General features: G+C 41.9%; 22 protein-coding genes and 1 pseudogene. 3 read left to right on the forward strand and 20 right to left on the reverse strand.

Annotated elements, in window-relative coordinates; genetic code table 11:
- Nucleotides 1–92 precede the first annotated feature (92 nt).
- A complete protein-coding gene (locus G343_RS14875) occupies nt 93–1,862 on the forward strand; it encodes a DNA topoisomerase 3 (protein ID WP_083931400.1) in 1,770 nt (589 codons plus the stop codon).
- A gap of 295 nt (nt 1,863–2,157) precedes the next feature.
- Here the strand turns inward: G343_RS14875 and G343_RS0112345 are convergent, their stop codons facing one another.
- The 3 genes and pseudogenes from G343_RS0112345 to G343_RS0112355 form a co-directional block, all read right to left on the reverse strand.
- On the reverse strand, nt 2,158–5,295 hold the full coding sequence (locus tag G343_RS0112345) for a DEAD/DEAH box helicase (RefSeq protein ID WP_020008463.1): 3,138 nt from the start codon (nt 5,293–5,295) through the stop codon (nt 2,158–2,160).
- Nucleotides 5,285–6,121: a Hachiman antiphage defense system protein HamA gene (locus G343_RS0112350; protein ID WP_020008464.1), complete on the reverse strand. Its 837-nt coding sequence runs from the start codon at nt 6,119–6,121 to the stop codon at nt 5,285–5,287. The genes G343_RS0112345 and G343_RS0112350 overlap by 11 nt, the downstream gene beginning before the upstream one ends.
- A gap of 254 nt (nt 6,122–6,375) precedes the next feature.
- Nucleotides 6,376–6,690, reverse strand: a pseudogene (locus G343_RS0112355) (toprim domain-containing protein); the annotation flags it as partial.
- A gap of 159 nt (nt 6,691–6,849) precedes the next feature.
- Between G343_RS0112355 and G343_RS0112360 the strand changes: the two are divergent.
- Complete coding sequence (locus tag G343_RS0112360) at nt 6,850–7,422, forward strand: tetratricopeptide repeat protein (protein ID WP_020008466.1); 573 nt, start codon at nt 6,850–6,852, stop codon at nt 7,420–7,422.
- Nucleotides 7,423–7,445: 23 nt separating this feature from the next.
- On the opposite strand, the gene G343_RS0112365 is transcribed toward G343_RS0112360, so the two are convergent.
- The gene (locus tag G343_RS0112365) at nt 7,446–8,735 is read right to left on the reverse strand and encodes an amidohydrolase (RefSeq protein WP_020008467.1); all 1,290 of its coding nucleotides are present in this window, start codon (nt 8,733–8,735) and stop codon (nt 7,446–7,448) included.
- Nucleotides 8,732–9,913 (reverse strand): M20 metallopeptidase family protein, encoded by a 1,182-nt coding sequence (locus G343_RS0112370; RefSeq protein ID WP_020008468.1) that lies wholly within the window; start codon nt 9,911–9,913, stop codon nt 8,732–8,734. Before G343_RS0112370 ends, G343_RS0112365 begins: the two co-directional genes overlap by 4 nt.
- 193 nt (nt 9,914–10,106) lie before the next feature.
- Here G343_RS0112370 and G343_RS0112375 point away from each other — a divergent pair, with 193 nt between their 5' ends.
- Nucleotides 10,107–10,598: a small multi-drug export protein gene (locus G343_RS0112375; protein WP_020008469.1), complete on the forward strand. Its 492-nt coding sequence runs from the start codon at nt 10,107–10,109 to the stop codon at nt 10,596–10,598.
- Nucleotides 10,599–10,656: 58 nt separating this feature from the next.
- Here G343_RS0112375 and G343_RS0112380 read toward each other — a convergent pair whose 3' ends face one another.
- The 15 genes from G343_RS0112380 to hrcA all read right to left on the reverse strand — a co-directional run bounded on the left by G343_RS0112380 (nt 10,657) and on the right by hrcA (nt 25,748).
- The gene (locus G343_RS0112380; RefSeq protein ID WP_020008470.1) at nt 10,657–12,549 is read right to left on the reverse strand and encodes a PTS fructose transporter subunit IIABC; all 1,893 of its coding nucleotides are present in this window, start codon (nt 12,547–12,549) and stop codon (nt 10,657–10,659) included.
- A gap of 11 nt (nt 12,550–12,560) precedes the next feature.
- Nucleotides 12,561–13,463, reverse strand: a complete 903-nt coding sequence (gene pfkB, locus G343_RS0112385) for a 1-phosphofructokinase (RefSeq protein ID WP_020008471.1) — start codon at nt 13,461–13,463, stop codon at nt 12,561–12,563.
- Nucleotides 13,460–14,215 carry a DeoR/GlpR family DNA-binding transcription regulator gene (locus G343_RS0112390; protein WP_020008472.1) on the reverse strand — a complete coding sequence of 252 codons (756 nt, stop codon included), beginning with the start codon at nt 14,213–14,215 and terminating at the stop codon, nt 13,460–13,462. Before G343_RS0112390 ends, pfkB begins: the two co-directional genes overlap by 4 nt.
- A gap of 103 nt (nt 14,216–14,318) precedes the next feature.
- On the reverse strand, nt 14,319–15,041 hold the full coding sequence (locus G343_RS0112395; RefSeq protein WP_020008473.1) for a hypothetical protein: 723 nt from the start codon (nt 15,039–15,041) through the stop codon (nt 14,319–14,321).
- A gap of 11 nt (nt 15,042–15,052) precedes the next feature.
- Nucleotides 15,053–16,063, reverse strand: a complete 1,011-nt coding sequence (gene floA / locus G343_RS0112400; protein WP_020008474.1) for a flotillin-like protein FloA — start codon at nt 16,061–16,063, stop codon at nt 15,053–15,055.
- A gap of 24 nt (nt 16,064–16,087) precedes the next feature.
- Complete coding sequence (locus tag G343_RS0112405; RefSeq protein WP_020008475.1) at nt 16,088–16,771, reverse strand: NfeD family protein; 684 nt, start codon at nt 16,769–16,771, stop codon at nt 16,088–16,090.
- 133 nt (nt 16,772–16,904) lie between these two features.
- Complete coding sequence (gene rpsU, locus G343_RS0112410) at nt 16,905–17,081, reverse strand: 30S ribosomal protein S21 (RefSeq protein ID WP_020008476.1); 177 nt, start codon at nt 17,079–17,081, stop codon at nt 16,905–16,907.
- A gap of 105 nt (nt 17,082–17,186) precedes the next feature.
- Nucleotides 17,187–17,852, reverse strand: a complete 666-nt coding sequence (deoC, locus tag G343_RS0112415) for a deoxyribose-phosphate aldolase (protein WP_020008477.1) — start codon at nt 17,850–17,852, stop codon at nt 17,187–17,189.
- A gap of 68 nt (nt 17,853–17,920) precedes the next feature.
- Nucleotides 17,921–19,273 (reverse strand): tRNA (N(6)-L-threonylcarbamoyladenosine(37)-C(2))-methylthiotransferase MtaB, encoded by a 1,353-nt coding sequence (gene mtaB / locus G343_RS0112420; protein WP_020008478.1) that lies wholly within the window; start codon nt 19,271–19,273, stop codon nt 17,921–17,923.
- 72 nt (nt 19,274–19,345) lie between these two features.
- Nucleotides 19,346–20,086 carry an RsmE family RNA methyltransferase gene (locus G343_RS0112425; protein WP_020008479.1) on the reverse strand — a complete coding sequence of 247 codons (741 nt, stop codon included), beginning with the start codon at nt 20,084–20,086 and terminating at the stop codon, nt 19,346–19,348.
- A 4-nt stretch (nt 20,087–20,090) separates the two neighbouring features.
- Nucleotides 20,091–21,023 (reverse strand): 50S ribosomal protein L11 methyltransferase, encoded by a 933-nt coding sequence (prmA, locus tag G343_RS0112430; protein WP_020008480.1) that lies wholly within the window; start codon nt 21,021–21,023, stop codon nt 20,091–20,093.
- A gap of 2 nt (nt 21,024–21,025) precedes the next feature.
- Nucleotides 21,026–22,150 carry a molecular chaperone DnaJ gene (gene dnaJ, locus G343_RS0112435; RefSeq protein ID WP_020008481.1) on the reverse strand — a complete coding sequence of 375 codons (1,125 nt, stop codon included), beginning with the start codon at nt 22,148–22,150 and terminating at the stop codon, nt 21,026–21,028.
- A gap of 94 nt (nt 22,151–22,244) precedes the next feature.
- Nucleotides 22,245–24,098, reverse strand: a complete 1,854-nt coding sequence (gene dnaK / locus G343_RS0112440; RefSeq protein ID WP_020008482.1) for a molecular chaperone DnaK — start codon at nt 24,096–24,098, stop codon at nt 22,245–22,247.
- Nucleotides 24,099–24,151: 53 nt separating this feature from the next.
- Nucleotides 24,152–24,748, reverse strand: a complete 597-nt coding sequence (gene grpE, locus G343_RS0112445; RefSeq protein WP_020008483.1) for a nucleotide exchange factor GrpE — start codon at nt 24,746–24,748, stop codon at nt 24,152–24,154.
- Nucleotides 24,726–25,748 (reverse strand): heat-inducible transcriptional repressor HrcA, encoded by a 1,023-nt coding sequence (hrcA, locus tag G343_RS0112450; RefSeq protein WP_020008484.1) that lies wholly within the window; start codon nt 25,746–25,748, stop codon nt 24,726–24,728. Before hrcA ends, grpE begins: the two co-directional genes overlap by 23 nt.
- Nucleotides 25,749–25,814: the final 66 nt, after the last annotated feature.

Here is a 25,814-nt window from a genome sequence, read left to right on the forward strand (position 1 = left end):
GCTAACTTCAATATAACATGAAATTCACATGGCGTTTTTTATGCCTTAGGTGGCTAAGTTCATTATAAAATCCACCAAGCGATAAATATATTATAACTTGGGCACTTGGTCATCTAGTCACTCTCGCAGATCCAGAATCATACGACACTAGATATAAAATGTGGAACTTAGAAGACCTTCCTATGATCCCTACTAACTTAAGGACAACTACAATAAAGAAAACTCAAAAACAATTCAACTCAATAAAGAGATTACTGAATCGTTCGGATATAGATGAGATTGTAGTAGCAACCGATAGTGCAAGAGAAGGAGAATTAGTCGCAAGATGGATAATTGATAAAGCTAACGTAAGTAAGCCTATTAAAAGGCTCTGGATTTCATCAGTGACTGATAAGGCAATTCAAGAAGGGTTCAAAAACTTAAAAGACGGTAAACATTATGAAAACTTATACCACGCAGCAGCTGCGCGATCTGAAGCCGATTGGTATGTTGGCTTGAATGCAACAAGAGCACTTACTACTAAGTTTAACGCCCAGTTATCTGCAGGACGTGTACAAACACCTACTTTGGGGATAATTGCTCAACGTGAGACAGAAATAAAAAGTTTTACTCCAAGAAAATATAATGAAGTTACTTTTAAGTCAGACAACGGAATAACTTTCGTCTGGAACGATAGTAAAAATAATTCCAGAATTTTTAATAAGGAACAAGCAGACAACCTTTATAATAAGATGAATAACCAAACATCAATTATAAATTTTATTGAAAAGGCGCAGAAGAAAAACTTTGCACCACAGTTATATGATTTAACCGAGTTACAAAGAGATGCCAATAAAATCTATGGGTTTTCCGGGAAACAAACGTTGCGCATCATGCAGCAACTCTATGAGAGACATAAAGTTTTAACATACCCGAGAACTAATTCTCGAGTTATTTCATCAGATATTGTACCGACACTTAAAGACCGAATTAAAGCATGTAGTTTTGGTGAATATGATAAATATACTAGTAAGTTAGTTCATAAAACTTTTCACTTATCAAAAATCGATACATTGAATAGCAATGAAAAACGAATTTATGATTTAGTAACAAAGAGGTTTTTAGCAGTACTTAGTGAACCTTTTGAATATGAACAAATAAAAATGATAGCAGAAATTAACGGAGAAACACTAATCGCTAAGGAAAACCTCACTACAAAGATAGGTTGGAAAGAGATTTACGGAGAGAAACAAAGTACCAAAGGAGGCAACCTTAGACAAGGACAACACATCAAAGGTCAGCTTCTTCTTAGAGAAGGAAGCACATTACCACCTGAGCGACATACAGAAGATTCATTATTAAAAGCGATGGAAAATCCAGCAAAATACATGGAAGAAACTGATCGAAAAATGGCAAAGACACTTCAAATTGTTGGAGGGATTGGCACTGTAGCAACCCGTGCTGATGTCATAGACAAGCTTATAAACGGTCAGTATATAGAACAGAGAGGAAAGTATTTGCATCTAACTAGAACTGGAAAACAACTATTGGATCTTGCTCCTGAAGATCTATGTTCCCCAGCGCTGATGGCAGAATGGGAAGAAAAACTGCTCAAAATTGAAAAAGGCGAGTTGAGAAAAAGTCAATTTATCTCTGAAATAAAGTCATATACTAAAGATATTGTTCACCAGATTAAGAATATGGAAGAAACTTTTAAACACGATAATATCACTGGAACTAAGTGTCCCAATTGTGATGATTTTATGCTAGAAGTAGAAAATAAACAGAGTAAATTTTTAAGGTGTAAAAACCAATCATGTAATCATAAAAAAATATCTATAAAAACACTAATGCTAGATGTCCTAAATGTAAGAAACGGTTAAAGCTCTAGGGTGAAGGTGATGGACAAACATTTACATGTGTATGTGGACATAGAGAAAAACTAGTTACTTTCGAAGAAAGACGCAAAAAATATCAAAAATCTAAGGTATCTAAGAAAGACATTGATAAATATGTAAATAATCAAGAGGATGAATTTGTAAATAACCCATTTGCAGAAGCTTTATCAAAACTTAAAGATTAAATAAATATATTTTAAACTCATTTCTTGCTAGTTAACATAAAACAATCCGCATTTATAGATACAATGCGGATTGTTAATTAGGCAATAGTTTATTGTTATTCTAGTACGTTAATTAATACATTTGAAAAATATGAAGGATAAGCAGTTAATTTTTCTTCTATTTTCTTCCTGTTGGATTTTATTTCAGCTATTAAAGAGTTTTTATTTATATAGTTCTCATCTAAAAGAGAATATATTTCATTTGAAATAATACGATCAGAGAAGCCAAGTTCGAAAATTGATATTTCCTTTTTATATCTTAAACCATATTTTAAGTTTTTCTGGAGTAATTTTAACCTTTCAATTGTCTCTGGATCTACATCCATTTCATGTGATTCAATAACTTTAATGATAGATGCAATAACTAATGTCGCATCGTAAGCAAAGGCATTATCACAAATTCCTACGATATGATTCATCGTGAGATTTCTTTGACCTATCATTATTTTGTCTATAGATTCTATTTCAATAATCTCAACGTAAGGAGTACTATTCATCCAATTAATTGCCATATCTTGCAAAATCTCAGGTTTATTAAAGTTATTAAAATAGCTGTTTTGTATGTTTTCTTCTATTAAAGGCCAAATAGTTTTTAGCAATTCCTCTTCATTACCACACTCATTTATTTCATGCACATAGGTGAAGACCCAGTTTTCTATACCAAGAACTTTATTCGTTCCATATAATGTTGTTCCAAAGTCTTTTTTTCTTTTATTCTCTGGTATTTTATCAGAAATATTTTTTGCAACCACTTTAAATAATTTAATTATTTCTTGCGCAATATTATCGTTCTTTTTATCTGGTTCTTCCGTAGTTAAAAAATGAGCAAGTGTCTTTTTAGCTAGTTCGTCTATTTCATTCTCATCATCATCAAATGAATCTTCCCAATTCGCCATTAAAAAACTTTCTACGGAAGAGATGACATTTAATCGTTGAGTTACTTGTCTTCTTAATCCATTTAGTGAAAAATCCTCATTTTCCAAGGCGATATTTTGAAGCTCGTCATCCACGTCCTCTATATTTTCATAGTTAATTTTGACAAGGTGTGGAATATCAATTTCGAAATATCCACCTCCATTATCAGCATAGATAGGTTTAAATACATTTAGTAATGAACTTGAAATGGACTCAGTATTATCTGGGTTAAGTAATGTATTTATTTGCTTCCATTTTCTACCATTTCCTCTAGGTACTAAATTTTTTAGTATCTCTGGGTCTGCAAAAATTATACTTCCCTCTGTATGCATACCAGACCGACCCACACGACCTATTAAATTATGAAAATCTCTAACTCTAAGTCCTCCATATCTTGGGTTTGGGTTAAGTTTAGATAGGATTAAGTATCTTATTGGTAAGTTCACTCCTTGGGCTAAGGTGGATGTACAAATTAAATATTTGGCTAATCCTTTTCTCATCGCATACTCAACCGAGATACGAATTCCTCTAGGTATATCACCATGGTGAGTAAGAATGCCAATTTTAGCAGCACGTGTAGTAGGGTTGACACCAAGATTTTTCTCATATAAAAAATGAAGACGTTTAATCTCGTTAAAATCTGATTCTTCTACTGGTGTTGGGAAAGAAAACCCTCTTTCGTAGGCGTCAATTATCAAATTACACATCAAATTGATGGAATCTTTTCTTTCCGAAAAAATTGCTACAGCACCTTTTCCGACAAGTTTCACGCCCAAAAATAGGGCAATACTATGTGCATCATTCTTGTCAGGGAAGAATCTTTCTTTTGTTTCTCGACTACTTAACTCTAAAGGATATTCCATAAGTACGTTAGGTATAAGAAAATCTAGTTCAGGCTTTTTATCTATTGAAAAAAACACTAAATCATTATTATCTTCATACCATCTTACTAGTGCTAGATTCCTATACGTTGGTAAAAGATTATTACCTAAAATTATCGCACCTTTTTCACCATTCAACCATTCATTAAGTGAATCTACGTTATTTATTATTGCTGAAATAAGTATTGATTGAGCATTTTCAGGAATTAAAAACTTTAATGAGGTCAAAAGCAATTCGTACGTAGTCCCTCTAGAACCATTATCAAATTGGTGACCTTCATCATATATAATTAAACCAATCTCATTACTTAATTCTGGAGAGTTTCTTAAAATATATAATAATTTTTCTGGAGTAACTACTAATATTTGTTTTCGCCTTATAATGTCGGTAATCTCAAAATCCATCTGAAAAACGTCGGTCATTTCGTTCACACTAACTTCCTCATTATAAAACTTGGTTTTTAAGTCTGTACTGATCTCATTGCAAAGTGCTCTAAAAGGAGCAACAATTATTGCTAATGAAGTTCTGGTAGAAAGGAAAGCACTACGCACAATTATTTCTGTTGCCCTTGTTTTACCAGCACTGGTGGGCATCTGTATAAGTCCAGAATCACCTTTAAAAATACCTGCTTTACCAATCATATGTTGCGCTGGCCAAAGTTCTTGTATAAAGGAATCTTTTTCAAATACATTTCTCCACACTTCCAATGGCAATTTCGAGTACTTTGGCAAAGTAAACCAAACAGAGTTTCTTAATCTTTTTTTTGTAAGCGCACAGATTACATCGGCAAACAACAGTTCCCTGGCTGTCCCATATTCATAACTTTCTTTTCTTAATCTATTGGTTGCTTCCAGTAGTTCATTTAAACCAGCTCCTGTTTTATAAAATTTACGGTATCCGTCATAAATTTCCATGAGATTATTTTCAAATATTGTATTTTTTACATATAAAAAACTACTAAATTCTCCTTTAAGAATCCAGTGTAATAAATCTTCTATACCTTGTACCTCTAAATCAATATCATGTCCTTTTAATTGGTCAATTAAAACACGTGTGCTACCAGGTAAATCACAAAGATAATACGATGCAGCCCCAATTAACAAAAGGTACGGGTTCATTTCCTCATTTAAACGAGCTTTTAGATAGTAATCAAAGAATTGCGCAGAAAATTGGACTGTACTATTATCCAAATTGTCTAACTCATCTTCTTTAAATGGTGTTTCATTAATTAGATAAGTCAGATCACCCAAGATCCCTATTGAGATGTCAAAAAGACGAGAGGGGTGCCTGTCTACTTGAAGTTTAATTTGATCCTTAAAATCTACGTTATACTCAAACATTTTAGCCTTTGACCGTGTTATGTTTAAGATATCCAGAGAATCTGTATCAGGCTTCATCAGCAGCCCTCCTATAAAGATTATGTACAAGGTTCATCATATCGTCGCCACTAATAACCAGTAATTCTAAGTTCTCTTTTTCTGGATGTTTTGAAATATCAACTTCCGAAATAGTATCCGGATTATAGATATCTGATGAGAACAGTGCTGCAGCCCCAAAAATTCTTCTATGCGGTCTATCTACTAAGTTTTGGAATCTTTCAACCATCTGAAATTCATCTTTTTTGTTTTTATCTTTGTATCTTTGTTTGACCGCGTTTAAAGATTCACTTAACCTGGCTAGGTCTTTTGCTGAGTGATCAACAGCTTTTTGTAGAGTATGTTTTGCATCAGGTTTTGTTGTCCCAGTATAATTTGCTTTTACTTCGTAAACAATCAGCTCATCGTCTGGTGAAGGAGTTCGGAAGTCATTTGTGAACTTAAATCCTATAAGGTCACTTCCTTGTGTAGATGAGTTTGGATTAACTTTTCTATCATAACGCGTTCGGGGTACGAAATAATCAAAGAAATACTCAAGAAAATCTGCAATCATAATCTCACTAAAATCACCTGAACGTGTCGCAGGGCCAGGTGGAAAAATTTCATCTGGAAACTTTCTCAATCTTAAATAATCTGTTCTGGATAAGCCTTCTGCCCTTCTCATACAATCAATTTCATAATCATCACAATAATGATTTCGCAAATGTTTTGCCCACTTACTCATAATAGTCGATTTTTCGTCGTACGTAAAAAACCATATGTCTACGACCTCACCTGTTGACAATGTCTTTTTACCACTTGTATCATTATATAGCCAATCTAAATATTCAAAGTTTTTTGCATTCATAAATATCAATCCTCTTTAATTTGAAAATCTCATTATTAAAATAAATAATGGAATAGAATAAACTAAAATATTATATTTATCAGTTAATTTCGTAGCCGAGATTAATAAAACTGTACATAATTAGTATCTCGAAAATGTTTCTGTACATAATTTTATTTTTGTACACGTAACAATAAGCTTTTCCACACTATAAATACAGTAGAGAGGATAAATAATTACTGTATGCCCATAATTATTTATAGAGATACGTCCACATCAGTTGCAATGATGATTTTATCTACATCTTTCCTTAACAGCTGTGATTTTACGGTGTTGAATTGTTTCCCCGATTTTTTTATGACCGAGAGATTGAGTTTTTCCGGCAGCATTGGCAGGTCTTCCAATTTCCATTGTTTATATTTATCATCGTAGCTTTCGGGGTCTGCCAGTGTTACCAGATGGCCGAGTGCCCATGTAACGATGTGTCTCTCCCCCTCAAGAAAGCCATTTCCCTTTTTATGACACTTCAGCACACCTGCAATATCTCGTGCCACTGAAGGTTTTTCAGCAAGTACTACACTTTTTGCCACAGTTATTCATCCTTTCGATTCAATTGGAATCAATACCATTATACAGAAAACAGCCGCCGGCAGTCATTATTAACATTCCTTTCTGATAAGGGTGAATAGTGGTATGATGAATGTGTAAAAAGTTAATGGTGATCTCATCAAATGAAGGGGATGATATGGATGAACCGATTGAAAAAAGAAAGAGTGAATTTCATATTACAGAAGACATTTTTTAATCCAGACCGGAATTTAAGCGCACAGATTGCGGAGCAGTCTCATGTGTTTAACGTTATCTTTGAACTGGAAGATCAATTGGATGATTATTTAGCAGATGAAGACAGACTGGATATTCTAATGGATCTCGGCCATTTGTATAAAGTGATCAGCAAGCCGTCAGAGGCCATACATTATTATTCGGAATACTTAAGAAATGTCCCGGACGATCCAAAAAAGCAGATCACAGCCTTCATAAGCTTAGGGGAGGGTTATCAATATGCTGGTGACTACAAAATGGCACTGCTCTGCCTTGAAAAAGCAGAGATTATCATTAATGAGAGAGAATGCTTCGAACTCCTCGACCTCAAAGCACAGCATATGGGTAAATACTACCTTGAACTGCAGAAATACGAGCTGGCGTTGGATGCTTTTAATGAAGCATTGAAATTAAGGAAAGAGAAAAATGAGATCGATTTGATAGATGCCACGGAAGAAGCAATTGAATTCTGCCGCCTGAAGATAGATACAATCAGTTAAACCCCCATCACATTGAAGGGGGTTTAACCGGAACCATTTAAATATTTGATAATATCACATGCTGAAGATACGAATGTTCTGATTGAATGTTCCGCTATATCAAATTCCGGATGGTGGTGACCAAATTGAAGCGGTGAAGCAAAGACCATATAAGTTGCTTTGCCGCCTTTTTCAATCACCCTGTTCAACATATATGTGGCATCCTCAGAAGCACCTAAAGGCAGAACATCATGAATCTCATCGATATCACTGTTGTCTTTGCAGGCTGCTTTGACTATGTCGATGAATTCTTCGCTGCAACACGCAGCCGGTGCATGTCCCATAAATTTTATATCTGCCTGCAGGTCGTACATTGCTGCTGAAGCGCTCATGATTCTTTCGGCCTGATGATACATATAATCATTCAGTTCAGAAGTTGCACCTCGCGTTTCCATCATCATATGGGCTGTGTCCGGGATCACATTTCTGCCGCTGCCCGCTTTCAACACGCCGGTATTTATGCGTGTTGAACCGTCACGGTGTCTCGGGATGGCATTCAAATTAAGTACTGCAGTTGAAGCAGCAAGGATTGCGTTTTTACCTTCATTCGGTTCAACACCGGCATGTGCGCTTTTACCTTTGAATTCAACATCAAATTTCGTACTCGCAAGAAAATCTTTGGATGTTGCTGAAATCGTTCCGGCCGGGTGATCGCCTATACCCAGATGGCCGCTGATGAAATAGTCGGTATCATCAAGCCATCCTTTTTCCACGACACTTCGGGCACCTCTGCCCCCTTCTTCTGCCGGTTGGAAGATAATAGTGAATTTACCGGACAGCTTTTCCTGATGGTCATTTATAAATTTCACCACAGAAATACCGATGGCAGCATGGCCGTCATGACCACATGCATGCATTTCACCTGAGTGTAAAGACCGGAACCCTTCAGATTCCGGGATATGACTGTCTGCCTCGCTTTCATTTATCGGCAGGCCGTCAATATCAAATCTTAAGGCAGTATGGCTGCCCGGTTTTTGTGTGTCCAGCACAGCAACAATACCGGTATGTCCGTCATCAACGAATCTCAGAAATGTTTCGGGGACACCGTAAGCCAGCGCACGGTCACGGCTTTGACTTATTTTTTCTTCCCCCGGTATCCCCATCCGTTTGTCAGAAACCAGTATATCTCTGCCTATGTGCAGTTGGAAATCGGTATCTTTGATTTCCTGATAAATTTCGTAGGTTGTAATGAATTCTGTAAATCCAGTTTCCGGTGTCTGATGAAGCTGTTTTCGTTTTTTTACTGCAAAATCCTGCAGTGTTCCATAATTCATTCAACATCCTCCTCCAACGCATTTAATACATCCACTGCTGCCTGCGACATGACTTCGATACCGTACGGCACAGCCGCCTCATTAAATCTGAAAGCAGGGTTATGCAATGGTTTCTGATCCTCGCCAACTGAACTGCCCAGCCAGTAGTAAACCCCTGGATATTGCTGCAGGAATCGGCTGAAATCTTCACCGGCAAGGCTGGGATTCAGATTTGGTGCAGCTTTTTCTCCATACAGCCCGCTCACTGTTTTATACAGTTCGTCTGCCCATCGTTCTGAATTGACGGTGGCGGGATATCCATCATAGAATTCTATTTCAACCGCTGCGCCCATTGCCGCGGTCACTTGCTCAACAATTTTATAAAAACGGTCTTTTGCCAATTTTTTCATCGAATCAGATTGTGTCCTGATTGTCCCCTCCATTTCCACAGATTCGGCGATTACGTTATGCTTCGTCCCCCCCTCGAACCTGCCGACGGTGACGACTGCAGGCTCTGCGGGATCAGCATTTCTGCTGACGATAGTCTGGAGACTGCTCACCACCTGATTCGCCACGATGATGGCATCCACCGTATCGTGCGGCATAGAGGCGTGGCCGCCAGCCCCCTTGATACGCAGAATGAACTTATCCGAATTGCCCATAATCGGTCCGGACATGATACCAAACTGGCCGACAGGCAGCCCTGGCCATACATGCTGGCCGATGAGTACATCAGGGGTGTATGTTTCAAACACGCCGTCCGCCATCATTTTTCTGGATCCGCCTTCCGGAGACAGTTCCTCCGCGGGCTGGAATATCAGCAGAACCGTTCCATTTATCTCGTCTCTGCGTTCAAGCAGCACTCTGGCTGTGCCAATCAGCATGGAAGTATGCGCATCATGACCACATGCATGCATAACCCCTTCATTTTGAGAACTGAAATCCTCTCCCGATATTTCCGTAATGGGCAGGGCATCTATATCGGCCCTCAGTCCCACCGTTTTCCCCGGGTGGCTGCCTTCAATGACACCAAGCACGCCAGTTCCAGCATATCCTGTCGTATAAGGGATGCCGAGTGTATCCAATTGTGCCTGTATTCTCTCCGATGTTTCATGCTCCCCGTTACTGAGTTCCGGATTTCTGTGCAGCAGTCTTCTGAATTCTACAGCATCTTCTACGATATCACTTCGGATTTTCAAAAGTTCATCTCCCTGTATAATTTTAGAATATTCTTAATTATATTATAGGCTTTGCGGCTTGATAAATTCAACTGAATTCGAAATGAAAATCGAACTTTTTATCCCGTATCCATAGACTTACATTCAAAATCATTTATAATTTATATTACAGTCAATTTTTCACATGAAGTACGACTGTTATTGGAGGATTACCATGAACACATCAGCGATTATCGCCTATCTGGTCGTATTTACTTTTTCAGCAATACCGCTGCTTGAGGCATTTATCGTGGTGCCAATTGGTGTACTCGGAGGTATGAATTTTTTATTGACCAATATTATCGGTATTGCTGGGAATATCCTTACACTGTTCATCATAATCGTCATGATGGACCGTATCAAACGCTGGTATCTGAGGCGAAGGCAGCGAAAGGGTAAGGGAAAAAGCAGACAGTCTGAAAGAGCGGAAAGGATATTCAAAAAATATGGGGTGCCCGGACTGGGTTTTTTCGGTCCTTTCATTGTCGGCAGCCATTTCGCCGCACTTACCGCCGTAATATTGGGCGGCTCCCAAAAAGCGACTTTCTGGTGGGTGACGTTGAGTGTCATCGTATCAACAGTCACCATTTCTATATTGATACAGTTTGGGGTCGATATTATAGGGGTGGACGATCTCCGGTTCCTGAATCGTTATTTGGATCAATAGACAGAGGAATACAAAAACAGAGCTGCGGAACCCCGCAGCTCTGTTTTTGTATATTCAACTACTGTTTTGCAGTTCTCTTGGCCGCCCCCAGCAGTAATGCACCGACGATTGTGCCGATTAATAATGCCAGCAGAAACATGAGTCTGCCTTCCCCGATGGTCAACGCGACAAACAGTCCGCCATGCGGCGCATTGACAGCTGTAGTGAATGCCATGGCAAGGGCGCCGGCTGTCGCTGATCCAGCTACCATCGCTGGAATGACTCTGAGCGGATCTGCTGCTGCAAAAGGGATCGCTCCTTCTGTAATGAACGATGCCCCCATAATCAGGTTGGTCGGGCCGGATGAACGTTCGACTTCCGTAAATCTGTTTCTGAACATCATTGTGGCGACAGCAATTGCGAGCGGCGGTACCATGCCGCCAATCATCGCAGCTGTAATCGGTTCAGGATTGTTGGCAGACAATGCAGCAATACCGAAGGCATAGGCGGCTTTGTTAATCGGTCCGCCCATATCAATCGCCATCATGCCCCCAACGATTGCACCCAGCAATACAATGTTGCCGCCGCTCATATTACCGAGCGTTGTATTCATCCATTCGTTAAGTGCTGTTGCCGGCGGGTCAACGATATAATACATAATGACACCGGTCAGAAAGACACCAATTAATGGATAGAGCAATACCGGTTTTAAGCCGTCAAGTGCCTGCGGAAGACTTTCCAGCATCTTTTTGATGCCAACCATCAGATAGCCGGCAAGAAAACCGGCGACCAGTGCCCCCAGAAATCCTGAGCCCATCACAGAAGCCATAATGCCGCCGACCATACCGGGTGCAAGCCCAGGCCTGTCTGCAATACTCATGGCGATAAATCCAGCCAGAATCGGTATCATGAGATCAAATGCATTATTTCCGATAAAACTGAGCATTTCAGCAATCGGATTATAGCTTTCATGTGAAGGATCCGCTGCGTTGACGCCAAACATGAAACTGATTGCAATCAGTATACCGCCGGCAACGACAAAGGGGAGCATGTTGGAAACACCATTCATTAGATGTTTGTAAACCGCCGGCCGGCCTTTCGATCCTTTGCCTTCCATATCCGATTCCCGGCTCTCATTCTTTCCTGCCTTATATGCTGGTCTGTTCTTATCGAGCGCCTGCTCAATCAGTTCCCCGGGACGTTGCATGCCGTCGGCGACAGGTACTTCAACGACACTCTTGCCGTCAAAGCGTGCCATCTGTACGTTGGTGTCAGACGCCACGATCACACCATCAGCGCGCTCGATGTCCGTGTCATTAAGCGGAGTTTTAACGCCGGCAGACCCGTTTGTTTCCACTTTGACGTCATAACCCAGCTCTTCAGCCTTTTGCTTTATGGCATCGGCGGCCATATAGGTATGTGCGATTCCTGTAGGGCAGGCAGTAACCCCGACGATGAATGGCCGCGCTGGATCATCAGCATTCATTTCGCCTGTTTCTGCTTCTCCGCTGCTTTCTGATTCATCATAGTGATCGATGATGCTGAGGATGTCATCCGCACTTTGTGCTTCCATCAATTTATCCCTGACGTCCTTGTTCATCAGAATTGTAGAAAGTTTGGCCAATGCATCCAGATGGGTGCTGGCTTCCCCTACAGGCGCTGCAATCATAAAGAATAAAAATGCAGGCTGACCGTCCATGGAATCATAGTCGATGCCCGCCCTGCTCCGGCCGAACATAATGGCGGGTACTTTAACTTCTTCGGTTTGTGCATGGGGAATGGCGATACCATCACCCACACCGGTGGTGCTCTGTGCTTCCCTGCTGAAAATTCCCTGTTCGAATTTATCCTTATCATTGATTTTATCCGCTTCATACAGCCCTGCGGCCAATTCCTCGATTACAGATTGTTTGTCATCCGCTGCCAATGCCATCGTGATTGTGTCTCTGGTCAATAATTCTGTTATTCTCATTTTTTCACCTCTTAAATAGGTTGGATTTCTATTTCTTTCAGCAATGCGCCGATATTCTCCTTCTGTGCCAGATCATCACTGAATGCGGTGGCACTGCCGCAAGCGATCGCGTATCTTATGCGTTCTTCTATCGAACAGTCTTTTCGGCTGATGAAACCAGCGACCGTGGAATCACCGGCACCGACAGAATTTCTGAGGATGCCTTTGGGAGAAGGTATGCGGTATTGGTAATCTTTATTGACGAATATCGCACCCTCCCTCCCTAATGTAACCAACACATTCTGCGCGCCTTTTTCAACCATTTCCATAGCTGCGGCTGTAATATCCGTTTCACTGGTCAATTCTCTGCGGACTACACCTGCCAGTTCAACACGATTGGGTTTGATCAGATTAGGCATGTATTGTAATGTTGAAGTCAATTTACTGTCCTCAGCATCAATGGTAAATGGTATACCTTTTGCAGATAAAATGTCTGCCAGTTCCTGATAAAGATAATCAAAACCATTCGGCACACTGCCTGCAAATACGACATGATCATCTTTTGTCATTGTCTTTAACTGCGCTTTCAGCTGAATAATATGGCGGTCTCTGATTGAAGGGCCGGCGGCATTAATTTCAGTTTCAGCCCCGGTTTTGAGCTTGATATTGATTCTGGTATCCCCTTCCACCTCTATAAAATTCTGGTTGATCCCCTCTGATTCCAGAGCATCTTTAATGAATTGTCCGGTAAATCCACCGCAAAAGCCAAGCGCTGTCGTTTCTGTATCAAGCTGTTTCAATACTCTCGAAACATTGATGCCTTTCCCTCCAGCATATTTTTCGGTATCATCCGTACGGTTCAGACCGCCGACAGTTACTTTGGGAAGCCTGACGACATAATCCACCGAAGGGTTGAAAGTCACCGTATAGATCATCCATCTCCACCTCCTTCGATAATATGGGTCTTTGTATTCAATTGCTGAATAAAAGGATGCTTTTCTGTATCTGTTATAATTATGGCTTCTTCCAAATCTGCAAATTTCACGAACGCACTCCTTTCGAATTTAGAGCTGTCAGAAAGCACATAGGCGTAACGGGACTGGCTGAGTGCTGTCTTTTTGATCAATGCTTCATCGTCATCCGGTGTTGAAAACCCGTGATTCAAATCAATTGCATTGACACCCACAAAACATTTGTCAAAGGATAGCGCTTTCAATTTTTCAACAACATCATAGCCCACTACCGCTTTGGTGGCCGGTTTGACTTTACCGCCTAAAACATGTGTCTGATGACCGTTTTTAACCAGCTGCGCTATCAGGGTGACGTTATTGGTGACTACAGTGATGTCAGCTGCTCTTATAAATGGCATCATTTCATATGTAGTTGTACCAGCATCTATGAAAATAGTGTCACCGTTCTCTATCAATGCTGCAGCATTTTGAGCGATTCTGATCTTTTTAGTAAGATTCTTGACAGACTTGTCAGAATAGTCCTCCTCTTTTTGCAGTCCGCCCAGAGTTGCGCCGCCATGAATTCTTTTTAAGACGCCTTCTGATTCAAGATATGTCAGATCTCTCCTCACTGTTGCTGTACTACTGTCTGTTATTTCCACCAGATCATTCACAGAACCTGTCCCATGGGTATTGAGATAATCCAAAATTCGTTCGTATCTCTGATTTGTTATCATATCATCACCAATTTAATTGTAATGTAAAATACGATCATAGTCAATCAAAATAATTCAATTTCAATCAGTAATTACAAAAAAGTAGCACCAGTACAAGCTGGTGCTACTTTTTGGATTTAGGCCTGCCCAATATTTCAGAGAAGATAATACCGTTGACAACCGCCTTCCTGTCAAAATTAAGGTCTCCTTTTGTAAGCACAGGTGCGGGTTTATCGGTACGTTCTCTATTTTCAGAATCAGATGAAATTTCTTCCTCATCGAGACTGTATCCTGACTCTTCTGCAGCTTCTCTTCCTAATCCACTGACTTTCTGTTCTGCTTTCGATTGGTCTATACCGCCTGAATACACAGTGTTTCTGGCTTTTTCTGCACGTTCACGCTGTTTGGAGCGATCTGCAGGCACCTTATCCTTGTAAGTGTCTCCAATCTTTTGTCCGAGCTGTGACTCTCTGGCAGTCTCTTCTATATTTCTGCCACCATCGCTCGACTGGGGACGATCTGAATCTGAACTGGCGGCCTGTCTGCTCGGTCGCGAGTAGGGCTGTGCTCTGGAAGATTCAGATGAAGACTTTGAATCCGATTCATCTCCCCCGCCAAAAGAGCGTTCGATTTCACCCTTCAATGAGTCAAACAGGCCTCGATCGGAATTTTGCTGAGTGCTGGAACTGCGTCTGTCCTGTACCTGCTGCCTGACTTTTCCAGCCTGTCTGTCCATCTTGCTGCGATCGATATTTCTCTTTTCTTCGTTGGACTTTTTTTTACTCTGGCTGGCGATAGCAGTATACACGATGCCCCCGATAAAAATAAGCAAAGGCAGTAATTCCATAGTATCACGACCTATTCGTCTTCTTCATTGTAATGCGTCGGGTTAGTCATCTTATTGATGGAATCCCTCATGCTCGTGTCTGCTTCAACGTTTTTAAGATTGTAGTAGTCAGAAACGCCGATATTTCCATTTTCAAGCGCTTGCGCGAATGCGAGCGGTACTTTGGATTCTGCTTCTACAACTTTCGCTCTCATTTCCTGAACGCGTGCTTTCATTTCCTGTTCCTGGGCTACAGCCATCGCACGGCGTTCTTCGGCTTTAGCCTGCGCAATGTTCTTATCAGCCTCAGACTGTTCAGTCTGCAGATCGGCACCGATGTTCTTGCCGATATCGACATCAGCAATATCGATAGACAGGATTTCAAATGCTGTCCCTGAATCCAGACCTTTGGAAAGTACCGTCTGGGATATGCTGTCCGGGTTTTCAAGAACGGCAGCATGTTTTTCAGAGGAACCGATGGTTGAGACAATCCCTTCACCGACACGGGCGACAATTGTATCTTCGCCGGCGCCCCCGACAAGACGGTCAATGTTTGCACGTACAGTAATACGCGATTTGGCTTTAACTTCGATCCCATCCATTGCAACACCATTGATGAACGGTGTTTCAATGACTTTTGGATTGACGCTCATCTGAACTGCTTCAAGTACGTCACGGCCGGCAAGATCGATCGCCGCACACCGTTCGAATGTCAGGTTGATGTTTGCGCGTTGTGCAGCAATTAATGCATCGACCACACGGTCTACATTCCCTCCAGCCAGGTAGTGTGATTCAAGCTGGTTTGTTTTGATTTTCAAGCCTGCTTTATGGGCCTTGATCATTGGTTCAATCACCCGCTTGGGCCTGACACGTCTCAACCTCATCCCGACAAGGGAAAAGATCCCTACATTTACCCCGGCTGAGATGGCTGAAATCCACAGCCCGACCGGAACAAAAGTAAATAAGAGCGAAATGAGGATGAAGGCTACGATGACAAGAAAAACAATCAGCAGCCCGCTTCCCGTGATAAAGAATAAATCCATGTTCAACTCTCCTTTAAATTATTCTTACTCTTCCAATGGCCTGACAACGATCCTTGTTCCCTCCACTTCTATGACTTTAACTTTCACATTGCTTTCGATGAATGCCCCTTCTGTTACAGCATCTATGCGTTCCTCCCCGTGCCGTATGATTCCGGCTGGACGGAACGGTGTCATTGTTGTCGCTGTTTCCCCGACAAGATCGGACCTGTCATCAAAAGAAGTGTATCCGGATTCCGCGTCTGTTGCATCCGTCAGGATAAAACGGCTGAGAAAAGGTATTTTTCTTTTTTTGAATTTCATAAATATCACCAATTCAATAGCTCCTAGTATGAAGATGACCAGCAGAAACAGACTGAACAGCAAAGCATTACCGCTGACAATAATGATGCTGATCAGCATCATTATGGCGCCGAAAAGACCGAGAAACGCCCCAATGATAAAAAAACCCATTATGAGGAATACAATACCGACAATCAGCAGAATAAGGGCAATTCCGTTATTGCCGCCAACCAGCAGGTGTGCCGAGTAAAAGACAAGGATGGCAACCACAGATAGTATACCGATAATACTGACCCGTTCCGAAAACAATTGATAAATACACCCGAGGAAGAATAAAGCAAGTAAAATAAAGGCAACCAATGGCATAGTGACGACATCTCTGAAGCTGATTAGCAAGCTTCCCAGTATGAATGTATCCGAAAATGCCAATTGTATCCCCTCCATTAATTTTATTATACATCAATTGTATGATTATTTAAATTATAATTACAAGTTTAAAAAAAGACAGCATATTTCGTATATGCTGTCTTTCGTATCATAAATTTATCCGAGGGAGTTCGGACTATTTGAATTTGCGCTTGCGGGCAGCTTCAGATTTCTTTTTACGCTTTACGCTGGGCTTCTCGTAAAATTCTCTTTTACGCGCTTCCTGAATCGTACCGCTTTTTGAAACTGTACGTTTGAAACGGCGCAGTGCGTCATCAATTGGTTCATTTGTCTTTTTCACAACTTTAGACATCGTCTTCCCTCCCTCCGAATAAGTAAAAGGCTTTCTATTTTTACATAGAAATTTTCTATGTATCTACATATTATAATACAATGTAAATTGTCGGTCAACTGCTAATTAATAGACGCTGTCACTGCTGCCTCCTGATACGATGGCTATCCCGCTGGATGCGCCAATACGAGTCGCACCGCTTTCTATCAGCTGTCTTGCGTCTTCATAAGAACGTACGCCGCCGCTGGCTTTAACACCCATATCCTCACCGACAGTCAGCCGCATCAGTGAAACATTTTCAACTTTTGCCCCTTCACCATTAAATCCTGTTGATGTTTTAACGAAATCAGTACCAGCCTTTTTACTGATTTCACATGCCCTGACAATTTCATCGCTGTCGAGCAGTGCAGTTTCAATGATTACTTTAATCAGTGCGTCATTGCCGGCAGCATCACAAACTGCTTTAATGTCGTTGAATACAAGGTCTTCATTGCCGGATTTAAGTGCGCCGATATTGATTACCATATCGATTTCATCCGCGCCGTTCTGAATGGCATTCATTGTCTCAAATGCTTTAACTTCTGATGTGCTTGCACCAAGCGGGAAACCGATGACTGTGCATACTTTTACATCACTTTCCTGGAGTAATTCCTGAGCCGTGGATACCCAGGCAGGATTGAGACACACGCTGCAGAAATCATACTCGATTGCTTCTTTACACAATGCAAAGATTTCATCCTGTGTGACTGCAGGTTTTAACAAGGTATGGTCGATATATTTGGATAGTTTCATTACTGCCCCTCCGTATTCGTCTGTTAAGACCTTTTTTCATAATTATAATCAGCTTTTCATGTCCAGCCTCAGATTGTGCGTTCCAGATATGCATAATTCTTCACCATTGGCTGCTGGAGAACTTTGACGACTTCACCTTTAGAGACCGGGTAACCGGGTTCAGTGATCTTCACTTTTACCAGTTCACCTGTCAGTGATTCATCCCCGTCGATTTCAACTTTCAGGTAGTTGTCTGAATGACCGATCAGTTTACCATTCTTTTCTTCTTCAGGGATGATCTCAAGCACGTCATCCTTGAAACGTTCTGCGTATTGTTCTGCCAGTGCATCTGACAGGTCAATCAGACGTGTGACGCGTTCATGCTTAACATTTTCCTCCACCTGGTCCGTCATTCTGGCCGCCGGGGTACCCGTGCGGGTTGAATAAGGGAAGACATGCAGTTCGGAGAAATGATGCCTGCTGATAAAGCTGTATGTTTCCATAAACTCCTCTTCGGTTTCTCCCGGGAAACCAACGATGACATCACTGGTAATCGCAACATTCGGCATGATTTCCTTAAGTTTGATAATTCTTGATTCGAAGAACTCCATCGTGTATTTCCTGCGCATACGTTTCAGGACGGAATCACTGCCTGATTGGATTGGTACATGCAGATGCCGGACGATTTTGTTGGAATTGTTAATCACATCAATGACTTCATCAGTCAGCTGGCTCGCTTCAATGCTTGAAATTCTCAAACGGTTTAAATCGTCGACTTCTTCCAGGTCACGAAGCAGCTGTGCAAGATTATAATTTTTGAGATCTTCCCCATACCCGCCGGTATGGATACCGGTCAGTACAATTTCCTTGTATCCCTGACTGACAAGCTGCGATGCCTGTTCAATCACTTTCTCAGGCTCACGGGAGCGCATCAGGCCGCGGGCCCATGGGATGATGCAAAAGGTACAAAAGTTGTTGCAGCCTTCCTGTATTTTAAGCGTCGCTCTTGTACGGTCGGTGAAGTAAGGGACATCCATTTCTTCATATGTACGCTTTTTCATTATGTTTTTGACACCGTTAATCGGCTGGCGTTCCTGGTGGTATTCATTAACATAATCCAGCAGTTTGTCTCGATCTTCAGTACCGATGATAATATCGACACCCGGTATATTCATAATATCTTTTGGCGCAGTCTGCGCATAGCATCCGGTCACACATACGACGGCATCAGGGTTGTTCCGAATCGCACGCCTGATTACCTGTCTGCTCTTTTTATCGCCGGTGTTTGTAACTGTGCAGGTATTAATCACAAAAACGTCTGCATTCTGATTAAAATCAATACGGCTGTATCCATCATTTTTGAACACCTGCCACATGGCCTCTGTTTCATAATGGTTTACTTTACATCCCAAAGTGTGAAATGCGATTGTTTTTTCAGTCATCTAAATCAAATCTTTCTTATTATATTTATTGATTTCATCTGCTGAATATAATAGCACAGCCTGCGCCCTAATTCAATTAGAGGCAGGCTGTTCAAAATGGTAACTGATCGCAGACAGCGCATATATTGGTGCTGTCTCCGCACGAAGTATCCGTGCGCCGAGACGGATTGAATGATGATTTACCATGGCTTTCACTTCCGAATCGCTGAAGCCGCCCTCAGGCCCGAAAACCAATGCAATCCTATGATTTTCGCTTAAACCGTTAAGCACTTTGCGCATGCTCGCAGCCGGCTGGTCCACATTACCCTCATAAGCAAACAATACTGCATTGAAGTCACTGAAATCAGACGTTTTCAGACTGTGGCAAAAATCAATCCCGGGCAGTGTGTTCCTGCGGCTTTGTTCAGCGGCTTCCCTGATGATCTTCTGATATCTGTGAAGCTTTTTTGCACGCTTTTTATGATCGAGTTTTACTATGCTTCTGTCGGCGTCAAAAACTTCAAAATGATGCGCGCCGAGCTCTGTCGATTTCTGAATCATCCACTCGAATTTCTCACCTTTTAAAAGGGGGCAGAATACCGAGATTTCTACAGGCAGTTCCGGATGCTCATCCAATTCGTAAACTACTTTATAATGGACGGTATCATCAACATCGGTCACTTCGCACAGAAAAGCTTTCCTGTCGGCATCCACCATATGAAACTGATGGGCTGGCCTGAATCTCATCACATTTTTCATGTGGTGAATATCTGTGTCTTCCGGAATGAAAGTGTGGTCTTGTGTGAGTCGCTGGTTGGTAAAATATCTCTGCAAAATATCACGCCTTTTGGGCTAGTATACTGATCCATCCGCTATCTTCCATCACTTCTATAATGGTAAATCCTGCATTTTCCATACGTCTGATGACAGCATCCTTCTTTTTAACTATGATCCCCGAGGCGATAAAACTGCCCCCCGGGTTCAAGTGAGAAAAAGCATCGGCGGCCATATCCTCAATGATATGAGCAAGTATATTCGCAATGATGATATCGTGCTGATCACCTTCTGACTTTAGCAGGTCGCCTGTTTCCAGAAGAATATCATCAGCACAGTGATTCAATACAAAATTCTCCATGGCAACTCTGATGGACAATTCATCTATATCCGTTGCTTTAAGCTGTTGCGCCCCCATCAGATGGGCGCCGATTGACAGGATTCCTGATCCAGTACCGACATCGATAATCTTATCCTCAGGTTTTACAACTTGTTCTATGAATTTCAGGCACATGGCTGTGGTCGGATGATCGCCGGTGCCAAAAGCCATGCCGGGATCAAGCTTGATCAGACTGTCGCCCGGGGAAAACTCATAATCATCCATCTCCCAGGAAGGTACAATGACAAATTTGTCAGACACCCTGAAACTGTGGAAATATTTTTTCCATTCATTTTCCCAGTCAGTTTCATCGATGATCTGACGGCTGATTTTTATATCATCCTTGTTTTTGAGTGAAGAAGAATCGATAAAGGCTGTGATCTGGGCCATCCGTTCTTCAATATTTCCTGATTCGTCAAAATATGCCAGCAGCCTTATTCCGCTTGCGGGCAGGCTGCTAGCATCCAGCCGGTATTTATCATCAAAATCCTTTATGTCTGCTTTAAGCAGCGCCAATGAATGTTCCACAGAGACACCGCCGGCAATCTCGCCCAGGAAGAATGACAATTGATCTTCATTGGCTTTGTCGGTGCTGATGGATACTTCATGCCATTTCATACTTAGTCACCCTTAAAGAATCGTCTCGTTTTCTCAAAGAAATTTTCATTCTGTTCATTGATCTCTTCCCCGCCGTGTTCAGCAAGTTCTCTGAACAGCTCTGCTTCTTTATCCGACAGTTTTGACGGCGTAACGATTCTGACTGTTACAAACTGATCACCGAAGCCATAGCCGTGTACATTTTTAACCCCTTTTTCTTTCAGGCGGAACCTTTTGCCAGTCTGTGTACCTGCTGGGATGGTCAGTACGATCTCAGAACTTAGGGTAGGCACTTTCACTTCATCACCTAATGCAGCCTGTGCAAATGAGATTGGCAGTTCATAATGAATGTCATCTCCATCTCTGGTAAACCTTGAATCGGGTCTGACCCTGAATACTATATACAGGTCTCCGGCTGGTCCGCCGTTAGCACCGGGTTCGCCTTTGCCCTGCAAACGGATCTGCTGACCGTTGTCAACACCTTCCGGAACAGTCACTTCAATTTCAACATTCTCAGTGACCGTTCCAGCACCTTTACAGTTGTCACAAGGGTCATCTATTTCTTCCCCTGCACCATTACATGTCGGGCAGGTACGTTCCGTCTGTATCCTGCCAAACGGTGTGTTCTGTTCTACTGCAACACGGCCGACCCCTGAACACATGCTGCATGTCTTTTTGGAAGTACCTGGTTTAGCGCCGCTGCCGTCACAAGTATCGCAGGCGACTTCTTTTTTAATCGTAATATCTTTGGTCACACCGAACACGGCTTCTTCAAAGTTGATGGTCATCGTATACTGGAGGTCGTCACCTTTTCTCGGTGCATTCGGGTCCATTCTTCCGCCACCGCCGAAGAACGAGTTGAAAATATCTTCAAAACCGCCAAACCCTGACGCTCCGGAAAATCCTCCGCCACCGCCGAACTGCTGGTTCATACCCTCATGTCCGAAACGGTCATATTGTGCACGCTTATCATCATCACTCAGTGTTTCATAAGCTTCCGACACCTCTTTGAATTTTTCATCTGCGCCCTCTTCCTGGTTGATATCCGGGTGATATTTCTTGGAAAGTTTGCGGTATGCCTTTTTGATTTCATCTTTTGAGGCACTCTTGTCAATTCCAAGTACATCATAATAGTCTTTTTTAGCCATTCTATCGCCTCCAACTCATTTACTATACCATTTAAAAAAGCCAAAGCCAATGCGGTTGGCTTTGACTTTCATCACTGATTCCATTACATATTTTTTATTTCTTATCTTCTTCTTCTTCTTCGCCGTCGTCGTCCACTTCTTTATAATCAGCATCTACGACATCATCCTGAGACTCTTCACCGGATGCATTTTCCTGTCCTTCAGCCTGCTGTTCCTGAGCCATCTGCTCATACATTTTCACTGACAGACCCTGAACAATCTCTTCAAGCGCATCTTTTTTGGTTTTGATGTCATCCATATCGGAACCTTCCAGTGCACTCTTGAGCTCTTCCTTGGCTGATTCCGCTTTTTCTTTTTCTTCGGCTTCTACATTTTCGCCAAGATCTTCGATTGTCTTATCAGTTGTGAATACAAGCTGATCTGCTTCATTGCGGAGATCGACTTCTTCACGGCGGGATTTATCCGCTTCAGCATTTTCTTCGGCTTCTTTAACCATTCTGTCGATATCGTCATCAGACAGGTTAGAGCTGGATTCGATTGTAATTTTCTGCTCTTTGCCGGTGCCCTGATCTTTCGCTCCAACATTCACGATACCGTTTTTATCAATGTCAAAAGTCACTTCGATCTGAGGCACACCTCTTGGCGCCGGCGGGATATCCGTCAGCTGGAAACGTCCGAGTGTCTTGTTATCAGCAGCCATTGGACGCTCGCCCTGCAATACATGAATATCCACTGCCGGCTGGTTATCCGACGCTGTTGAGAATACCTGTGATTTACTTGTAGGGATCGTTGTATTCCTTTCAATCAGAACTGTGGAAACACCGCCCATCGTTTCGATACCAAGAGACAATGGCGTGACGTCAAGGAGGACAACGTCCTGTACGTCTCCGGAAAGTACACCGGCCTGGATTGCCGCGCCCAGCGCCACGACTTCGTCAGGGTTGACACTTTTGTTGGGGTCTTTGCCGGCCTCTTTCTTGATGACATCCTGTACAGCCGGGATGCGTGTGGACCCGCCGACAAGGATGACCTGGTCGATTTCACTTTTATCGATGCCGGCATCTTTGATCGCCTGACGTGTAGGCCCCATTGTACGTTCAACAAGTTTGTGGGTCAGCTCCTCAAACTTGGCGCGTGTCAGATTGGTTTCAAAGTGCAGCGGACCGGCTTCACCGGCAGAAATGAACGGCAGTGAAATTTGTGTTGAAGATACACCTGAAAGGTCTTTCTTCGCTTTTTCAGCTGCATCTTTCAAACGCTGCATGGCCATCTTATCCTGGGATAAGTCAATACCGTTTTCTTTTTTGAAGATATCAACGAGATGATCGATGATCAGATTGTCGAAGTCATCACCGCCCAATTTATTGTCGCCGGCAGTGGACAGTACTTCGAATACACCGTCCCCGAGTTCAAGAAGGGATACGTCGAATGTACCGCCGCCGAGGTCGAATACAAGGACTTTCTCGTTGTTTTCCTGTTTGTCGAGACCGTATGCCAGCGCTGCAGCAGTCGGCTCGTTGATAATACGTTCGACTTCCAGTCCGGCAATCGTACCGGCATCTTTCGTCGCCTGTCTTTCAGAATCGTTAAAGTAGGCAGGTACTGTAACAACAGCCTTGGACACATCTTCACCCAGATAGCTTTCCGCAGTTTCCTTCAGGTTTTGCAGGATCATTGCAGAGATTTCCTGAGGGGTATAATCCTTACCTTCAATTGTTTCCTTATGATCCGTACCCATGTGGCGTTTTATGGACATGATCGTATTTGGGTTGGTGATTGCCTGGCGCTTGGCCACTTCACCTACCTGTTTTTCACCATCTTTAAACGATACTACCGAAGGCGTTGTTCGATTGCCTTCCGCATTTTGAATGATTTTGGATTCTCCACCTTCGAGTACTGACACAACAGAGTTTGTCGTACCAAGGTCAATACCTATTACTTTACTCATAATAAAATTCCTCCTAGTTGAAGTTGCATACATAATAATATTATTGAAATAGATTATTCACTTACTTTAACCATGCTGGCACGTATTACGCGGTCTTTGAGCATATATCCTTTTTGGAACTCTTCGATGACCATGCCAGGTTCACCGTCCGACGGCTCCGTCATTACTGCCTGATGGTAGTTCGGATCAAAGACTTCACCGGTCGATTTGATTTCGGTCACATCATGACTCATCAATAGGTTGACCAGGTCATTATAGACCATCTCTACACCTTTGGAAAGGGAATTGAAACTTTCGGAGTCACCCTCGATTGAAAGTGCTCTTTCGAAATTATCGAGAATCGGCAGGAGACCTTCAGCAATTTTCTGATCTTTGTACTTATTGTTCAAATCGATTTCCTGTTTGGTTCTTTTCTTGTAGTTTTCAAATTCCGCATAAAGTTTCAGAAATTTATTTTCTTCGGCCTCTACCTGTTCCCTTAAATCTTTGATTTCCTCATCTTTTTCATCAGTGTCCGGTTGTTCATCGGACTGAGCTGTTTCTTCTGATGAATCGCTGGCTGGCTCATCTGTGCCAACATTCACCTTTTCTTCAGAACTGTCAACTGTTTCGTCCTGTTTTAGATCTTCATTTTCTTTTTCCTCTGCCATTGCAGTCACTTCCTTTCGGTTCTTGGTTCCGGAAAGAGTACAACAGCCTTATGACTTCTTTGTAACTCATAATTTCAGGACCAATGATCATCAGATTGCCTCTCTGACCCAATATGTCAAAGTTGGTTGTTATGACCGATATTGAATCATAGTCTCTTTTAAGTTCATCCCCAAAATAGACATCAACATTGTCTATTGTATTGAGATCGATGATATCATTCAACTGATCTGATTCCATATCGTCATACAGATGCTGTAATGTGTAGACATCCCTGCTGATCTGATGCATCAAATGATTAAAGCCGGAACGGCCACTGATCAGCTTCTGATTGCTAATCCCTTCCGAAACACCTTCAATGATGCTCGTCACTAAAACATTGACCCGATCATTTGTTACCTTTTGCTGCATACGCATCGAAATCCGGCTCAACGGTTCATTGATAACAATTGAATTCAATTCATTACTCAGTTTTTCAAGGTCTGTAATAGTGATTCCTTCGTCCATGTTAATCGGGACCTTTTTAATATTCCCCGTTTCAAGAACAATGATTACAAGTAAAGTTGAGACAGTGATTGGCGTCAGGTACATCCCTTTGACCAATTCGTCTTCCTGTGACAATGAAACCTGAGTCAGATAACTTGTCATTCCGCTGATTGCATCAGCCAGAAACTGACTTCTCTCACTTTGCTTCATGTCATCACTGAGATGTGTATTAAAAGAAAAGCTATTGTGTTCAGGGTGCCTCTCCAGCTTGTCAGCCAGCATCTTGACATAATGTCTTAATGCCGGCCGGGAAGGTATTCTGCCTGCTGAAGTGTGCGGTTTAGTTAAAAACCCCATGGATTCCAGCTTAGCCATCTCATTTCTGACAGTTGCTGATGAAATGTCAAGGTTATACTTGTCAATTAGATGTTTAGAGCTAATCGGCATCATAACATTCAAAAAATCATCCACAACTGAAAATAGGATGATTTCCTGTCTACTTGTTAATATTGACATCACCTCATTAGCACTCTGCCTCTTAAAGTGCTAATGATAATCTAACAAAATGGTCAAAGTATGTCA

This window comes from Salinicoccus albus DSM 19776, assembly GCF_000385175.1.
In the GTDB taxonomy this organism is placed as follows: domain Bacteria; phylum Bacillota; class Bacilli; order Staphylococcales; family Salinicoccaceae; genus Salinicoccus; species Salinicoccus albus.

Bases quoted from the DNA above. Each gene is read 5' to 3' on its own strand.
- G343_RS0112345 (WP_020008463.1), bottom strand. From the start codon at position 5,295: ATGAAGCCTGATACAGATTCTCTGGATATCTTAAACATAACACGGTCA.
- G343_RS0112350 (WP_020008464.1), bottom strand. From the start codon at position 6,121: ATGAATGCAAAAAACTTTGAATATTTAGATTGGCTATATAATGATACA.
- G343_RS0112360 (WP_020008466.1), top strand. From the start codon at position 6,850: ATGAACCGATTGAAAAAAGAAAGAGTGAATTTCATATTACAGAAGACA.
- G343_RS0112365 (WP_020008467.1), bottom strand. From the start codon at position 8,735: ATGAATTATGGAACACTGCAGGATTTTGCAGTAAAAAAACGAAAACAG.
- G343_RS0112375 (WP_020008469.1), top strand. From the start codon at position 10,107: ATGAACACATCAGCGATTATCGCCTATCTGGTCGTATTTACTTTTTCA.
- G343_RS0112380 (WP_020008470.1), bottom strand. From the start codon at position 12,549: ATGAGAATAACAGAATTATTGACCAGAGACACAATCACGATGGCATTG.
- pfkB (WP_020008471.1), bottom strand. From the start codon at position 13,463: ATGATCTATACGGTGACTTTCAACCCTTCGGTGGATTATGTCGTCAGG.
- G343_RS0112390 (WP_020008472.1), bottom strand. From the start codon at position 14,215: ATGATAACAAATCAGAGATACGAACGAATTTTGGATTATCTCAATACC.
- G343_RS0112395 (WP_020008473.1), bottom strand. From the start codon at position 15,041: ATGGAATTACTGCCTTTGCTTATTTTTATCGGGGGCATCGTGTATACT.
- floA (WP_020008474.1), bottom strand. From the start codon at position 16,063: ATGGATTTATTCTTTATCACGGGAAGCGGGCTGCTGATTGTTTTTCTT.
- rpsU (WP_020008476.1), bottom strand. From the start codon at position 17,081: ATGTCTAAAGTTGTGAAAAAGACAAATGAACCAATTGATGACGCACTG.
- deoC (WP_020008477.1), bottom strand. From the start codon at position 17,852: ATGAAACTATCCAAATATATCGACCATACCTTGTTAAAACCTGCAGTC.
- mtaB (WP_020008478.1), bottom strand. From the start codon at position 19,273: ATGACTGAAAAAACAATCGCATTTCACACTTTGGGATGTAAAGTAAAC.
- prmA (WP_020008480.1), bottom strand. From the start codon at position 21,023: ATGAAATGGCATGAAGTATCCATCAGCACCGACAAAGCCAATGAAGAT.
- dnaJ (WP_020008481.1), bottom strand. From the start codon at position 22,150: ATGGCTAAAAAAGACTATTATGATGTACTTGGAATTGACAAGAGTGCC.
- dnaK (WP_020008482.1), bottom strand. From the start codon at position 24,098: ATGAGTAAAGTAATAGGTATTGACCTTGGTACGACAAACTCTGTTGTG.
- grpE (WP_020008483.1), bottom strand. From the start codon at position 24,748: ATGGCAGAGGAAAAAGAAAATGAAGATCTAAAACAGGACGAAACAGTT.
- hrcA (WP_020008484.1), bottom strand. From the start codon at position 25,748: ATGTCAATATTAACAAGTAGACAGGAAATCATCCTATTTTCAGTTGTG.